Raw genomic sequence first — 13,539 nt, forward strand, 5'->3', positions numbered from 1 at the left:
CTCAGTGATGGATCAGAGCTTGTTGACTGCGAGAGCCAGTGCCGACTTCTTGTTGGCGGCCTGGTTCTTGTGGATGACGCCCTTGCTGGCGGCCTTGTCGAGCTTGCGGCCTGCATCGAGAAGAATCTCGGAAGCCTTGTCCTTGTCGCCCGCAGCCTGTGCCTCGCGGAACGAGCGGATGACGGTACGAAGCGAGGACTTCACCGACTGGTTGCGCAGGCGTGCACGCTCGTTGGTGAGAATCCGCTTCTTCTGGGACTTGATATTGGCCACGCGTAAAATCCTTGTCGTCTTCGTCGGTATTCCGGTCAGGGCGATCCATGATGGAATGCCCGAAGTCTGCTGCTGAGCTTTGGAGCCCTGCGCCGAAGATCGAGAATACCAGTACGGTCGGCCAGAACCCAATCCGGAGTGGGGTGACGATGCGTTTCAAGAAATTAACGCTTCTACCGCGCCTAACTCCTGTCTCTGTAGCAACATGGCCAGAATGAGTCCGCGATCGGCAACGCATGCCGCCACCAAGGCCAAAGCGACCAGAACCAAGACAGCGGATCGCGTCGAACCCGAGCTCGACGGGGTGTTCGGGGGATACTCCGACGTCGGTAAGTACAGTCTCGCCTTCGACGAGATGTTCGACGCGGACGGGCGCACCCGAACTCCGTACAAGGGCATCCATACTGCACTCGCCCCGGCGAACGCAGTGGACCTGGACGCGAGATCCGACGCGCTGGGACGCGCCTTCATCGACCAGGGCATCACGTTCTCCCTGTCGGGCCAGGAACGCCCGTTCCCGCTCGACCAGGTTCCCCGCGTCATCGCCGCAGGTGAATGGTCACGACTCGAGCGCGGCATCAAGCAGCGCGTCAAAGCCCTCGAGATGTTCCTGGCCGACATCTACGGCGACCAGGAAATCCTGCGCGACGGCGTGGTACCGAAGCGGCTGGTGACCTCCTGCGAGCACTTCCACCGCGAAGCGGTCGGCATCACACCGCCCAACGGTGTGCGCATCCACGTCGCCGGCATCGACCTGGTTCGTGACGCCCAGGGCACCTTCCGAGTGCTCGAGGACAACTTGCGGTCGCCGTCTGGCGTGTCCTACGTCATGGAGAACCGGCGCACGATGGCCCGGGTGTTCCCCGACCTGTTCGCCAGCCATCGCGTCCGCGCCGTCGGCGATTACGCCTCGCACCTGCTGCGAGCACTGCGCGCATCGGCCGCCCTCAACGAGGCCGATCCGACCGTGGTGGTTCTCACTCCCGGCGTGGCCAACTCGGCGTACTTCGAGCACTCGCTGCTCGCACGACTGATGGGCGTCGAGCTCGTCGAAGGACGAGACCTGTTCTGCCGAGACAACATCGTCTACATGCGCACCACCGAGGGCGAGCGTCAGGTCGACGTCATCTACCGGCGTATCGACGACGACTACCTCGACCCCATGCAGTTCCGGCCCGACTCGGTGCTCGGAGTGGCAGGTCTGGTCAACGCCGCCCGCGCAGGCAACGTCGTCATCTCGAGTGCCGTCGGAAACGGCGTCGGCGACGACAAGCTCGTCTACACCTATGTTCCGACGATCATCGACTACTACATGGGCGAGAAGCCGTTGCTGGCCAACGTCGACACGTTCCGGTGCTGGCTCGACGACGAGTGCGAGGAAGTTCTCGACCGCATCGACGAACTGGTCATCAAGCCGGTGGAAGGTTCGGGCGGCTACGGCATCGTCTTCGGACCCGACGCCTCGCCGAAGGAACTCGCCACCATCAGCAAGAAGGTTCGCGCAGATCCGCGTGGTTGGATCGCCCAACCCGTCGTGCAGCTCTCGACGGTGCCGACCAAGATCGGTGATCGATTGGTACCCCGCCACGTCGACCTGCGGCCGTTCGCCGTCAACGACGGCGACGACGTCTGGGTGTTGCCGGGCGGCCTGACCCGGGTCGCGCTGCCGGAGGGATCCCTGGTGGTCAACTCCAGCCAGGGCGGTGGCAGCAAGGACACCTGGGTGCTCGCCACCCGAACCTCTCAGGAGGAGCAGGAACTTGCCGGCGAGGAGATCGTCAGCGTTCCGCCGGAGTCACCGATGGCCGAACAGGGTCCGGAGCTGACGATGGACCAGCAGATGAATCAGCAGCAACAGCAACAGCAGCAACAACAGCAGGCAACGAACTCGGACTCGAACGGCGGTGGACAGTAAATGCTCGCGCGCAACGCAGAGTCGCTCTACTGGATCGGACGGTACGTGGAGAGAGCGGACGACACTGCACGCATTCTCGATGTCACCGTCCACCAGCTACTCGAAGACGCCACGGTCGATCCCGACCACACTTCGCGAGTGTTGTTGCGAGTACTCGGGTTCAAGCACGAGCCCGATGTCTCGCTCGACGTGTGGTCTCTGACCGAGGTCGTCGCCTTCAGCCGCGACGGATTGGGTTCGATCGTGGACTCGCTGTCGAGTGCCCGTGAGAACGCCCGTGGCGCGCGTGAAGTGACGTCCAGTGAGATGTGGGAATGCTTGAACACCACGTACAACGGGCTGAACGAGCGCATCAAGGCGTCCAAGCGCACCGGCCCGGCCGAGTTCTTCAGCTACATCGAGGAGCGTGCCGCGATGTTCGCCGGTCTCGCGGACTCCACCCTCAGTCACGACGACGGCTATCGCTTCCTCCTGCTCGGTCGCTCGGTCGAGCGCATCGACATGATCGTTCGGTTGTTGCTCTCGCGAGCCGGTGACCGGCCGTCGTCGCCGGCGTGGGTCACCGTGCTTCGCTCCGCCGGTGCACACGACACCTACCTGCGCACCTACCGCGGCGCACTCGACGCGCAGCGAGTTCTCGAATTCATGTTGTTGGACAGGCTCTTTCCGCGATCGGTGTTCTACGCACTCAACGAGGCGGAACGTTCGCTCGATCAGCTCGACCATCAGCCCAACAGTCGAGTCGGTGCGCGCGCCGAGGCTCAGCGCCTACTCGGTCGCGCTCGTAGCGAACTCGAATTCCTCCGTCCCGGTGAAATTCTCGACGATCTGCAGGAGCGCTTGCTCTCGCTGCAGGAAACCTGCCGTGAACTCGGTGATGCGATCTCCAAGCAGTATTTCCACGCCGCCCCGTGGGTCGCGTGGACCGATGCCGGCTCCGGAACATTCGAAGATCAATTGGAAGGTGAACTGTGAGCTGGCGTATGCGTGTCGTGCACACCACGGGCTATCAGTACGACGCACCGGTGACGTCGTCGTACAACGAGGCTCGGTTGACGCCGCGAAGTGACAATCGGCAGAACGTGATTCTGAACCGAGTCGAGACCAACCCGGTGACGCGTTCCTACCGCTACACCGACTACTGGGGCACAGCGGTGACGGCGTTCGATCTGCACGCACCGCACACCGAGCTGGAGGTCACCGGATCGTCGGTGGTCGAGACCGATCCCTTCGTCTACCCGGACGAGAACGCCTCCTGGGAGGAACTCGCGAGCGAGCCGGTCATCGACCGCTTCAACGAGGTCCTCGACAACACCGAATACGTGCCGAAGAACAGGCAACTCGCATCGGTGGCGAAGAAGCTGTCGAAGGGCCTACCGCCACAGGAATCGGTGGTGGAGATCTCCAACTGGGTCAACCAGGAGATGTCCTACGTGCCGGGAACCACCGGCGTGCACACCTCGGCCGTGGAAGCGTGGTCGGAAAAGAAGGGCGTCTGTCAGGACTACGCCCACCTGACGCTGCTGATGCTGCGCAGCATCGGTATCCCCAGCCGGTACGTCTCGGGTTACCTGCATCCCAAGAAACAGGCCGCGATCGGTGCGACGGTGGAGGGTCAGAGCCACGCGTGGATCGAGGCCTGGACCGGTGCGTGGTGGGGCTACGACCCGACCAACGCCATCGCCGTCAACGAGCAGCACGTGTCGGTCGGACTCGGCCGCGACTACGCCGACGTGCCGCCGCTCAAGGGCATCTTCTCCGGCGGCGGTTCGACGGCCCTCGACGTGGTCGTGGAGATCACCCGGTTGGCGTGAGCCAGATGCGCGTTGTGCGCCCTTTCATGGGCGCACAACGCGCACACATCAGTTCCAGCCGAAGTCGCGGCGCAATCTGTTTGCCACGGAATCGAATTGGGGCTTGCTCAGAATCGCACCCTCGCGTCGGATGCCGTCCTCGGGCACGTCGAGTACTCGATCCAGACGAATCCAGCTCGGTCGGCCTTCGGCGTCCCACGGCCCGGACCCGATCGACTGCCAGTCACGGTCTCCGTCGCGGCTGCTCTGACTCGACAACATCAGGCCGAGCAGATCGTTGCCCTCACGGCCGATGACCAACACCGGGCGGTCCTTGCCCTGGCTGGCGTCCTCCTCGTAGGTGACCCAGGTCCAGACGATTTCGCCGGGGTCGGCCTTGCCGTCCAGGTCGGGGGAGTACTCGATGGTGCGGGCGCGTTGCGCCGTGGGCCTGGTCTGCGACGCCACCGGCCGGCCCGGACGAGGAGTCGGAGCAGACGTGCGTGTGGCCGTCCCGCTGATCGCGTCCTTGCCCTTCTGCAGGGCTCCGGACTTCTGTAATTGACGCAGCAGTCGGGGGCCCTCGCGCATCGCGATCTTGCTCAGTTCCTTGCCGAATCTGCTCCAGTTGCCAGCCATGCGGCGAGTGTAGCGATGCAGACTCTGCTGCTCATCGCCCGAACCTCGGGGACGAGAACACCCGAGTCGGACAGCCGGGGACGGCGCACCGTTCTCGGCGTGGGACGATAGGGAAACCCGTTCGCTCATTCCGAACACGCCAGCCGAAGGATACGAGTGCCCAGCTTCGCCGATGCAAGGTTGACGATAAGACACTCCTGAATCTGAGGACAATCCCCACGCAGGAGAGGGCTAGGCATGTTCGCACACACCACCACCACCGAGAACGCACCCAACTTCGAGCCGGTCGTCACGTTCGACGACTTCGACGTGTCGATCGAGTTCACGTCGACGCTCGCGGTCAACATGAGCCGCGAGGAGTTCGACCTACTGACTTTCGCGATCCGCACCGGGTACGCCGAACACCTCGAACGAACCGCCGAACTCGACCGACAGCTCGACGAGAAGTTCGGCAGCGCCATGCCCCCTGCGGACCCCGAACCCGCGGATCCGTTCGCGATGGGCGGTTTGTCGACGGTGGTGTTCGGCTAGTCCGAAGTTTTCTCGAATGCCCGCGACGTCGGGCACGATGCAACCAACAGCGCGGCTGCAGCGACGCGATGTTTGAGGAACGGCCCCGCCCTTGATCTCCCGGTTGAGGCGGGGCCGTTCTGCGTGCAGGGTCAGACTTTCCAGTCCCTCGCGATACGTGTCACTTCGGCCGACAACCGTTTGGCCAGCATTTCGGTCACGATGACTTCGCTCGGCAGAATGAAGGAGTTGTAAACCTCTGCCTGCTTATCGTCGAGGTAGGGGCGCAGTGTCTCGAACCACGGTGTGCCGACAACGGGAGCAGGTTTCAACTCCCAACCCAAGCCTCGTGAGTTCCTGTCGTCCGCTTTCTCTGTCGCATCCAAGAAATCGCGTAGCGCATCCGCCACTCCCTGCCGCCAGCTCGCCACAAGATCGCGTTTGGCGGCAATTGCAGCCGCCGCGGCCTCTTGGTTCAGTCTTTCGACGTCGAGCTTGTGCTGGTGATCCGCGAGTTCCTTCGCGTTCTTGACCTCGACCTCTAGCCGCTTTTTCTCGGTCTTCCAGTTGATGAGAGGCGCGAGGAGAGACGATGCGCTACCGGCGACGGCACCTACAGCGGTGCCGACCACGCCTGCCCATACAGGATCGACAGCCATCAGTCGGGCAGGGCGTCGCGGAGCTTGGCGAGATCTTCGAGGTGCCGCTGCGCGTTTCCATCGCCCGCAATGATGTCGTCCAGTGCCTCGCGGTACAGGTGCCACGGTGCGTCGGGCATCCGCGGGGTCGATGCCGCGGTTGCCGCGGGTAGCTCGATCTCGTAGTGGTCGAGGATCTCGTCGTCATTAGCGATGTTCACCTGACCGACGACGACCTCGGAGTCGATGTTCGCGGCTCTGAGAAGGTCCACGAACGCGTACAGGTCGCCAACGGTGAAGTTGGGGTCAAGGGTCACTTTGATTGCCATCCCCAGACCCTATGGGGATCTGACGACAGCTTCGGCGCGACACGAGACGGTGTGGGCGTGTCGCGCCCCGTCATCGCGTCCTGTTCCTTCCCATTTTCGTCCGGCGCATTGCGCGGTTCGTTGCGTCGCCGATCACTGTGGTCACTTCGTTCTTGCTCATGCCGGTGTTGACGGTGCCGATGAGCGGTCCGGCGATGGCCGACAGCGCCGACTCGGCGATACCGCCAGCGGCCGACGGTGCGTACTCGGCGAAGTTCTTGCCGATGTTCGCCATTGCCGCCGCGCTGGTTTGCGCCGCGTGCGCTGCGAAGGCCTGCGGTCCACCGGCTGCGGCTGCCATGGCACCGGTGATCCCACCGGCGAGCTGCATAAGCGGTTCTTCCTTGCTCTGCAAGTACGACGCTTGACCGCCGAAACCGAACGTGCCGGCCAGCGACATCGCTGTCTTTCCGGCAGGCGTCGTCGAGAACGCAACAGGCTTCTCGTAGCCGGTGGCCCTCGGCCCGACGTCGTACAGGCCGCGAGTTCCGGCGCCGGTCGGCGACGGGATGTACTCGCCGTTCGGTCCGACGGTGGCACCCTGCAGCGGCTGCCCGTTGAGCGTGCCGGTGTCGGCGATGGTGACCGGGATCGGATCGTTGTGTGGCTGCGGCTTGAGGTTCGGGATGACGAACTCGAGCAGCGGGATCAGCTTCTCGAACGACGCGGTCTGCGCGGGGGAGAGAACCCGCTCCGGCTCGACGGTGAGCTTGGGGAGCAGACCCATCGCGTTCGCGAGGCCACCCTGGTCGTAGCCGTGGCCCTGGCCGATCATCGACAGCAACTGGTCGCCGTACTTCTGCTCGCCGTAGCGGACCATGGCGTTCGTCATGGCCCACGGGTCGCGACGGTTGTCCGGCAGTGCCGGGTCGCGGTAGGCCTGCCAAGTCGTCGGGATCATCTGGCCGAGACCGACGCCGGCTGCCTCACCGGTGCCGTTGACGTCGACGATCTGCTGCGCGATGTTCGGGTTGCCGCTCGACTCGGTGTCGATCTGGCGTACCCATGCGTCGATCTTGGCCGGCGACGGATCGTAGCCCTGGTTCTTGTAGGCGTCGATCATCATTTGTCGCCACTGCTCGGCACCGGCCGACGGCAGCCACGGTGCGTCCGGCCCTGCACCGCCGCCGCTCGAGCCGCTTATCGCGGAGAGCATCGAGGTCTTCATCGCTCCGAAGAAGTCCTTCGGGATCGAGCCGATCATCGAGCCGCCGAAGTCGGGGATCGAGTTCTCGATACCGCTGAGAGCCTTGTTCAGCCCGCTCGCCGCCAGGGAGCGTGCCGAGCTCACCGCGCCGAAGATCGCGCCGCCGATGTTGCTGAGCAGTCCACCTCGTTCGTCCGAGACCATCTGGCCGTCGGAGGACACCGGGACGTCCGATGCCCAGTGAACATGGTCGAAGTGGCCGGCCAGGTCGTCGCGGAAGTAGTTCTGCGCGTAGCCCTGGTCGGTGTTGCCGGCAGCGATGAGCGGTCCCGGTCCCCAGATGAGCTGCGCTGAGCTCGGGAACTTCTGGAAGATCCAGTCGGCGACCGACTGCATCGGTCCACCGATGTCGATTGCGCCGCCGCTTCCGTGGTAGCCGCTGTGGCCGGGACGGTACGCCGAGTTCAGCGTCGCGTTCGGGAACGCGGCCGAGACCGCTGCCCACATCGACGAGTCGACGACGCCGCCGAACGCGTAGTTCGCCATGCGCTCCTGCACAGCCGCCATGCCGCCGCGTCGTGCGGCGACGTTCATGTCGTCGACCCACTCGGGGCCGACGGCCCGGGTGAACTCGGGACGCATGATCGCCTCGCCACCGGACACGCCGATGGTGAACGGGTCGCGGCCGGGGGTGTATCCCGGCATGACTCCGGCCACGCCACCGGTCCAGAACTCTTGGACGCCAGGGCTGCGCGAGGCTCGCTGTCCACCGCTCGTGCTCGGGCTCGCCGTCGCGATTGCGTCGACGCCGTCCCATTCCTTGAGACCGGGAATGACCTTGGCGACAGCGTTCCACGCGCTCTTGAGAGCACCGTTGATGATGTTCTCGATGATCCAGTTGATCGGCTCGGCAGCTTTTTCCTTGAGCGTGGCCCACGTCGAGCCGATGCCGGAGGTGACCGAGTCCCACCATCCGCGCATAGTGTCCAGCGCGGTGTTGAGCCACGGGAACTTGCTGTCAATGATATCGGTGAGCACGGTCCCGACCCGGGAGCCGAGACCGCCGAAGAAGTCGCCGATGTTGCCCAGCCACTCGCCGGCATTGGTGCGGAGATCGCCGATCCACTCTTTGACGTCGGTGATCTTCTCGCCGATCGAGTCGCCGACGCCGCCAATGGTGTCGCCGAGACCGGAGAACACGCCGCCGACCGTCGTCAGCCAACCGGTGAGACCGTTCTCGCCGAGCACGGTGTCTTTGAGTCCAGAGATCTTCTCCTTGAACCGGTCCCACCCGGACAGATCCTTCGGTGCCTCGAGCTGGTCGGCGAGCGCGCCGTAGTCGCGAGCACCGCGCGGTCCCTGCCCGACGCCGACTTTCGATGGTCCGTTGGTGCCGTAGACGTTGTCCGGCGTGTCGCTGTCGCTCCCGAAAAACCAATCTTTCAAGCTGCCGAGTCCCCCGCTGATGAACGGGTCGATCTTGTCTCCGGCCCATGCTGTCCCGCGCCCGACGATCGGGCCTAAGCCCGGCACCATCGCCCCAATTCGACCGAGCCGAGTTCCGGTGCCGGTCTCACCTTCGATGTCGGACCCGGTGCCGCGGACGAACAGTCGGCTGAAACCGCTGGCTCGCTCTTTCCACGTGCTACTCGGGCCGAAAGCATTCGACACCGTCCCTGCGTCGGACTCTGGGTTCGGGTCCATGAGCGCAGCGAGCTTGTCGGCCAGCTTGATTGCCAGACCGATCATGTTGAAGATGCTGGTGATCGTGTCCTGAACTTCTTTCCAGAACTGCCCCATCCGGGCCTCGCCCTCGGCGGTTTTCATCCAGTCCGCGAACTCGCGCAGCGAGGACGTCATCGACTCGAGCATGTCCTCGCCGACCTCGTCGGAGGTGGAGAACAAGCCTTTCATCACGCGCGAGAACTCTTTGACGAACTCCCAGACCTTGTCGAACGTCCGGATGCTCTCGGCGATGTAGTTGCGGATCTCGTTCTGGCCCTCTTCGGAGCCGGACCATTCCTTGAACCGCGCCATCGAGTCGGCGAAGCTATCGGCGATGCCGGGGAGGAACTCCGAGCCGACGGTAGCGATATTGCCGATGCCGGCCGCGAGATCGGTGAAACCCTGGATGAGCGGACCAATCGAGATCCGCGTCATTTCCATGATCTTGTCGATGTTCTCGCGAGCACCGTCGGACATGAGCGAGTCGAGCGCGTACTTGAGACCGCCGTTGATCTCTGTCGTGATGCCGGACAGCTGCTCTTTCAGGCTCGGCAGGTACATGTCGGCGAGCGACTGGACCTCGCCGGCCAAGCCGGAGAACAAAGATTCCTGCACCTGCAGACGCAGCTCTTTCCACTCGTCGCTCAGACCGCGGACGGTCTCGACGAACAGACGCGCAGAGGGGGAGAGGTTCGCCAGAGCTTCCTCGAGCTCGTTGACGGCGTCGACGCCGCGTTGGGTCGACTCGTTGAGGCTTTCCTGCGCCGCCATCATCGACTCTTGCGCAGACAGGATCGCCTCGTTGGCGTCGAGCACGCCTTCCTTGGCCGCTACGACCTGCTCGTCGCCTTCGACGCCGGCCTTGTTCGCGGCCTCGACGTCCGAGCGCAAGTCCTGGTTCTTCTTGATGATCTGATCGAGGCCTTCTTCGGCCTGCCGGACCGCGTTCTGACCTTTGCGGATGCTGAGCGCGTCGCCATCCATATAGGCCTGATTGAGGTCGTTCTGCGCGTCGATGATCGCAATACGTGCATCTTCTTCGTTCAGCACGGCCGAGTCGAGCTCGTCGTTCATGTCGCGAAGTCGGCGAACCGCGTTCTTGCGCTCGTCGTTGAGTCGCTTCTGCGCCGCGAGGCCTTGGCGCTGTGCGCTGGCGAGACCGCGCTCGGCAGAGGCCATGCTCCGCAGCGCTGCTGCCTGCCGGTTCTGTTGGCCGGCCGTGTCGGTTGCCTTGGGAGCCTTGGCCGTGAACGCTGTGCCGATGCCGCTGAATCCGATGGCGAGCGCGCCGATCGCAGCAACGGCCGATGTCGCCATGGCAGGGATGAGCGCAATCACCCCCAGTGCCTGCGTGAGCTGGCCGATCAGGGGGATCAACGAGACGGCCGCGAGCGCCAGGAATCCGTAGAGCAGGGGACGTAGCGCGCGCATACCACTGCGGCCCATGTTCGTGATGTTGTTGGTGGTGTTGTTGACCGTCGTGCCGACGCCACTGAGCGCGTCACGCAGGTTGTCGACGTCGCGGCTGTCGATGTCGACGCGGACTCGCTGTGTGGTGTCGCGGGTGAGCAGTGCGAGCTTCTGTCGGTACCCGTTGTCGTCGATCTCGACCTTGACCTTGACGGTCAGTTTGATCGAGGCGAGGTGCGTCTTGAGCTTCTGCAGTTCCGGCGTCGCCGTGTCGAACTTCGGCTGGACCTTGACGGTGAGCCGCGCGGTGTCGAGCTTGGCCTGCGCTGTCTGCCGAAAGCCGGTCGCGTCGGCAACGAGCTGCACCTTGTGGGTGAGCTTCGGTCCTCGCGCCAGCTTCTCGCGCGCGTCGGTCCGGAAACCTTTCGCGTCGGCGACGAGACTGACGCCAGTGCTGAGCTTGTCCGCTGCGAGCTCACGGCGGGCCGTCTGATGGAAGCCGCCACTGTTGGGCGTGAGCTTGACCGCGGCCTCGCCCGCGATGTACGTACGACCAGCCACCGGTCACCCTCTCTATGAAAAACGAAAGGCACCCCCGGTTTCTCGGGGAGTGCCTGTGTCGTCAGCGTAGGGAGATCGAGAAGGGTCTGTCTAATCTTCGATCGCTCAGAAATGTTGCACAACAACAACATTGAGTCTCGATGCTTACATGGTGGGAACGAATCCGAACCCGCGGGACCGCTCCGGTGTACCGCCGTGGTGTCTCGATCCGATCTCCACGATGGCCGGTCGCCGTCGCTTGCTCGCGAGGTAGACGTCGTGGTCGCGCTCGGCGAGTTCGGGGTCCGCGAGCTCGAAACTGCCCGCGGTGGTGTCGCACGGGTCCATGTCCGCGTCGTCGAGTTCGGGACTGCCGACGGCGAGGACTTCGACGCCGAACAGTCGCAGGACGATCACGACGCGGCACCCATGAGCGCGCGGATCGACCGTAGAGCTTCGTCGGCGTGCTCGCGACGGATCTGTCGAGCTCGACGATCTTCGGCGTCTCGCTGCTCTCGTTCCTGCCGAGCAATTTTTCGGCGCTCGGCTTCGGCGGCTGCGTGTTCGCGTTCTGTTCGCGCCTGCGGTGTCGAGTCGGGATCCGCGAACTGCCATCCCGACTGAAAGTGAACGGCGAGAGCGAATTTCGGCAATCGCGCCCTGTTTGTGGCCTCGATCTGGCGCTTGTAGTTCTCGGGCTCGAGGAGTTCGGCCGGGACTGCTTGGCCGGGGAATTGCGCGGTCCAGCAGGCCACCCGAACGCACACCACGCACTCCCAGCCCACGGGAGTGAGGCCAGACCGTGACGACGTGGCTCCGGTGTGACGCACGTACGTCGTTCTAGGTTCGAGGTGATGCCCGTTGTGACAGCGGGCCGGCACTCGCAGCGTCACAGCGAGTCCTCCCATCGTGCGAGAGACGTCGAATCCCACCCGCGGGCAGGGCGTCCTGCCGGAGTGGTCAGGTCGTGATCGGCCAGCCATGCGCAATACGCAGCCCCCTGCAGGTCGCCGACGGCCATTTCCCGCGCTCGGCTCTTCTCGATCCCGCTGCCAAGCGCTTCCCGAATATCCGCTTTCGTCACCTTGCGCAGCCATTGACGCCAGTTGCTCGGACGGAGCTCGGTCGGTACGTCGGCGAACGTGAGCGCTTCGGGACGGACCCTGGCCGACGACGGCCCAGTTGCGAGTCTCATTACGCGCCCCTCTGCGCTCGCGGTCGAGCTATCCGGCCGCGTCCGCGGCGTCGATCTGCCGCTTTGTCCCTCGCTTGATTGGGCGCTCCGTTGCCGATGTAGTGCAACCCGCGGGGGTTGGGGTTGCCACCGGCCATCGCAGCGGTCTTCTTGTCCTGCGCCGCCACTTCCTGCTCGAACTGCTCTATTCGACGTTCGAGCATGGCGGCGAGCTTGTTCCGCGCGAACCTGAGCTGTCGGACTGACGCCAGGGCCGGATGCGTCTTCACGTTGCCTGTCTTCGACGTGATCGTTCGGCCGTCACGTTTCAGCGCGTCGTCGAGCTCGGCAATGTCGTCGGCGGTCTGCGCGATCTCGTCGAGTAGTGCGAGGTCGCCGTCGTCGAACTCGAATCCGAGATCTGCGGCTCTTTCGGTGAAGTACGCGCGCTGAGTCTTCCCGTCCATGGTCTACGTCCTTCCGAGGGGTAGCGGCCGACGCCGCGGTTCGGGGCGCGGTCCGACGATTCGTGGTGGTGGGCTGTCAGTCCACTGGACCGGACAGGAACGAGTGCAGACCCGCGACTTGAAGCCAGAAATCCGCGTCGACTGCCGCGGTGTAGGGCGCGTGCTCGTAGACCTTCGCGAGAGCGACTTTCGCCATCTCTGCATGCTGGGCCTTGGTGGCCGTTGCGATGGGGTGCTGTGGCGTAATACCGGCCATGGTGTGCCTCTTCCTGCTCGTGAACGTGGAACGATCATTACTCCATACCCGTACCGGGTATGTCTAATGTTCTCCACGAGCAGGTCGTAATCGACTAAGCGGCAACGTGTTTCGTCATAATCGGGTGCGGGGGTCGACTCGGACACGCTCCGAGCTCTCGATTCCGTTGACTTTCGAACATGCGTTCGTCGATAAAAGCCCTGCTCAGGGCGTTTGAGGGGGCCAAAATGCGGTTCTTTTCGCACCGCAGCCGACGAAATGTGCAGTACATAGCTGCCTGGCTGGTGAACACCCGGGAGGGACCTCCTACCCCTCCCCCTCGACAAGGTCGTACCGGCCGCGAGCTCGACGCTGCGCCATCGCCAGACCGTCGGCCGACTTGTGTGCGCTCGGTGTGTCCACGAGGCGTAGAGCGACGCTGAGAGCTCGAGCCCCACGCGCACAACGAAGCCCGACACCGCGTGGGTATCGGGCTAGGTCATCCCTCGATCAACTGATGGTCGCGAGTCCTTCGCTGATGTCGTCCCCTGCAAGTAGGTAGACGATCACGCCGTCGTCGTCGAGCGTGGGCGTGATGGTCCACTGCTCGTCGCGGCAGAACGCGATCAGGTCGGTGAATGCGTCGGTGGTCGTCGGGAAGTCCTCGACGACCACACTCTCGCGTCGTGTGCTTGCGTCGATGGT

Annotated in this window: 15 protein-coding genes; 4 read left to right on the top strand and 11 right to left on the bottom strand. The window is 64.0% G+C overall.

Going from position 1 to position 13,539, the window contains the following annotated elements; all coding sequences use genetic code 11:
- Positions 1–12: 12 nt before the first annotated feature.
- A complete protein-coding gene (gene rpsT, locus CH256_RS26260) occupies positions 13–273 on the bottom strand; it encodes a 30S ribosomal protein S20 (protein ID WP_027497522.1) in 261 nt (86 codons plus the stop codon).
- Positions 274–628: 355 nt separating this feature from the next.
- Here rpsT and CH256_RS26265 point away from each other — a divergent pair, with 355 nt between their 5' ends.
- From CH256_RS26265 to CH256_RS26275, 3 genes are read left to right on the top strand one after another with little or no spacing between them, the layout of a single operon-like run.
- Positions 629–2,188 carry a circularly permuted type 2 ATP-grasp protein gene (locus CH256_RS26265; RefSeq protein WP_255183248.1) on the top strand — a complete coding sequence of 520 codons (1,560 nt, stop codon included), beginning with the start codon at positions 629–631 and terminating at the stop codon, positions 2,186–2,188.
- On the top strand, positions 2,189–3,163 hold the full coding sequence (locus tag CH256_RS26270; RefSeq protein ID WP_068052387.1) for an alpha-E domain-containing protein: 975 nt from the start codon (positions 2,189–2,191) through the stop codon (positions 3,161–3,163). It abuts the gene before it with no gap.
- Between the two features lie 8 nt (positions 3,164–3,171).
- Positions 3,172–4,002 carry a transglutaminase family protein gene (locus tag CH256_RS26275; protein WP_094671346.1) on the top strand — a complete coding sequence of 277 codons (831 nt, stop codon included), beginning with the start codon at positions 3,172–3,174 and terminating at the stop codon, positions 4,000–4,002.
- 48 nt (positions 4,003–4,050) lie between these two features.
- Here CH256_RS26275 and CH256_RS26280 read toward each other — a convergent pair whose 3' ends face one another.
- Positions 4,051–4,620 (bottom strand): type II toxin-antitoxin system PemK/MazF family toxin, encoded by a 570-nt coding sequence (locus CH256_RS26280; protein ID WP_094640417.1) that lies wholly within the window; start codon positions 4,618–4,620, stop codon positions 4,051–4,053.
- Positions 4,621–4,857: 237 nt separating this feature from the next.
- Here CH256_RS26280 and CH256_RS26285 point away from each other — a divergent pair, with 237 nt between their 5' ends.
- A complete protein-coding gene (locus tag CH256_RS26285; protein WP_094671348.1) occupies positions 4,858–5,151 on the top strand; it encodes a hypothetical protein in 294 nt (97 codons plus the stop codon).
- A gap of 131 nt (positions 5,152–5,282) precedes the next feature.
- Here the strand turns inward: CH256_RS26285 and CH256_RS26290 are convergent, their stop codons facing one another.
- The 9 genes from CH256_RS26290 to CH256_RS28260 all read right to left on the bottom strand — a co-directional run.
- Positions 5,283–5,789, bottom strand: coding sequence for a hypothetical protein (locus tag CH256_RS26290; protein ID WP_143536682.1), 507 nt, complete (start codon positions 5,787–5,789; stop codon positions 5,283–5,285).
- Positions 5,789–6,097: a hypothetical protein gene (locus tag CH256_RS26295; RefSeq protein ID WP_094671352.1), complete on the bottom strand. Its 309-nt coding sequence runs from the start codon at positions 6,095–6,097 to the stop codon at positions 5,789–5,791. The genes CH256_RS26290 and CH256_RS26295 overlap by 1 nt, the downstream gene beginning before the upstream one ends.
- A gap of 70 nt (positions 6,098–6,167) precedes the next feature.
- Positions 6,168–10,979, bottom strand: coding sequence for a hypothetical protein (locus CH256_RS26300; protein ID WP_094671354.1), 4,812 nt, complete (start codon positions 10,977–10,979; stop codon positions 6,168–6,170).
- A gap of 144 nt (positions 10,980–11,123) precedes the next feature.
- Complete coding sequence (locus CH256_RS26305; RefSeq protein ID WP_094671357.1) at positions 11,124–11,375, bottom strand: hypothetical protein; 252 nt, start codon at positions 11,373–11,375, stop codon at positions 11,124–11,126.
- Positions 11,372–11,725, bottom strand: coding sequence for a hypothetical protein (locus tag CH256_RS26310; protein ID WP_218829164.1), 354 nt, complete (start codon positions 11,723–11,725; stop codon positions 11,372–11,374). The genes CH256_RS26305 and CH256_RS26310 overlap by 4 nt, the downstream gene beginning before the upstream one ends.
- 122 nt (positions 11,726–11,847) lie before the next feature.
- Positions 11,848–12,153 (bottom strand): hypothetical protein, encoded by a 306-nt coding sequence (locus CH256_RS26315; protein WP_094671361.1) that lies wholly within the window; start codon positions 12,151–12,153, stop codon positions 11,848–11,850.
- The gene (locus tag CH256_RS26320) at positions 12,153–12,599 is read right to left on the bottom strand and encodes a P27 family phage terminase small subunit (RefSeq protein WP_094671363.1); all 447 of its coding nucleotides are present in this window, start codon (positions 12,597–12,599) and stop codon (positions 12,153–12,155) included. Before CH256_RS26320 ends, CH256_RS26315 begins: the two co-directional genes overlap by 1 nt.
- A 76-nt stretch (positions 12,600–12,675) precedes the next feature.
- Positions 12,676–12,855, bottom strand: a complete 180-nt coding sequence (locus CH256_RS26325; protein WP_094671365.1) for a hypothetical protein — start codon at positions 12,853–12,855, stop codon at positions 12,676–12,678.
- A 489-nt stretch (positions 12,856–13,344) separates the two neighbouring features.
- The coding region (locus CH256_RS28260) for a hypothetical protein (RefSeq protein WP_179272238.1) at positions 13,345–13,539 on the bottom strand (195 nt) is incomplete at its 5' end.

This window comes from Rhodococcus sp. 05-2254-6 (assembly GCF_002258565.1).
Classification (GTDB): Bacteria; Actinomycetota; Actinomycetes; order Mycobacteriales; family Mycobacteriaceae; genus Rhodococcoides.

What these genes read in the sequence shown, in the direction of transcription:
- CH256_RS26320 (WP_094671363.1), bottom strand. Translation starts at nt 12,599, where the DNA reads ATGGACGGGAAGACTCAGCGCGCGTACTTCACCGAAAGAGCCGCAGAT.
- CH256_RS26315 (WP_094671361.1), bottom strand. Translation starts at nt 12,153, where the DNA reads ATGAGACTCGCAACTGGGCCGTCGTCGGCCAGGGTCCGTCCCGAAGCG.
- CH256_RS26280 (WP_094640417.1), bottom strand. Translation starts at nt 4,620, where the DNA reads ATGGCTGGCAACTGGAGCAGATTCGGCAAGGAACTGAGCAAGATCGCG.
- CH256_RS26265 (WP_255183248.1), top strand. Translation starts at nt 629, where the DNA reads ATGTTCGACGCGGACGGGCGCACCCGAACTCCGTACAAGGGCATCCAT.
- CH256_RS26270 (WP_068052387.1), top strand. Translation starts at nt 2,189, where the DNA reads ATGCTCGCGCGCAACGCAGAGTCGCTCTACTGGATCGGACGGTACGTG.
- CH256_RS26275 (WP_094671346.1), top strand. Translation starts at nt 3,172, where the DNA reads ATGCGTGTCGTGCACACCACGGGCTATCAGTACGACGCACCGGTGACG.
- CH256_RS26325 (WP_094671365.1), bottom strand. Translation starts at nt 12,855, where the DNA reads ATGGCCGGTATTACGCCACAGCACCCCATCGCAACGGCCACCAAGGCC.
- CH256_RS26285 (WP_094671348.1), top strand. Translation starts at nt 4,858, where the DNA reads ATGTTCGCACACACCACCACCACCGAGAACGCACCCAACTTCGAGCCG.
- CH256_RS26290 (WP_143536682.1), bottom strand. Translation starts at nt 5,789, where the DNA reads ATGGCTGTCGATCCTGTATGGGCAGGCGTGGTCGGCACCGCTGTAGGT.
- CH256_RS26295 (WP_094671352.1), bottom strand. Translation starts at nt 6,097, where the DNA reads ATGGCAATCAAAGTGACCCTTGACCCCAACTTCACCGTTGGCGACCTG.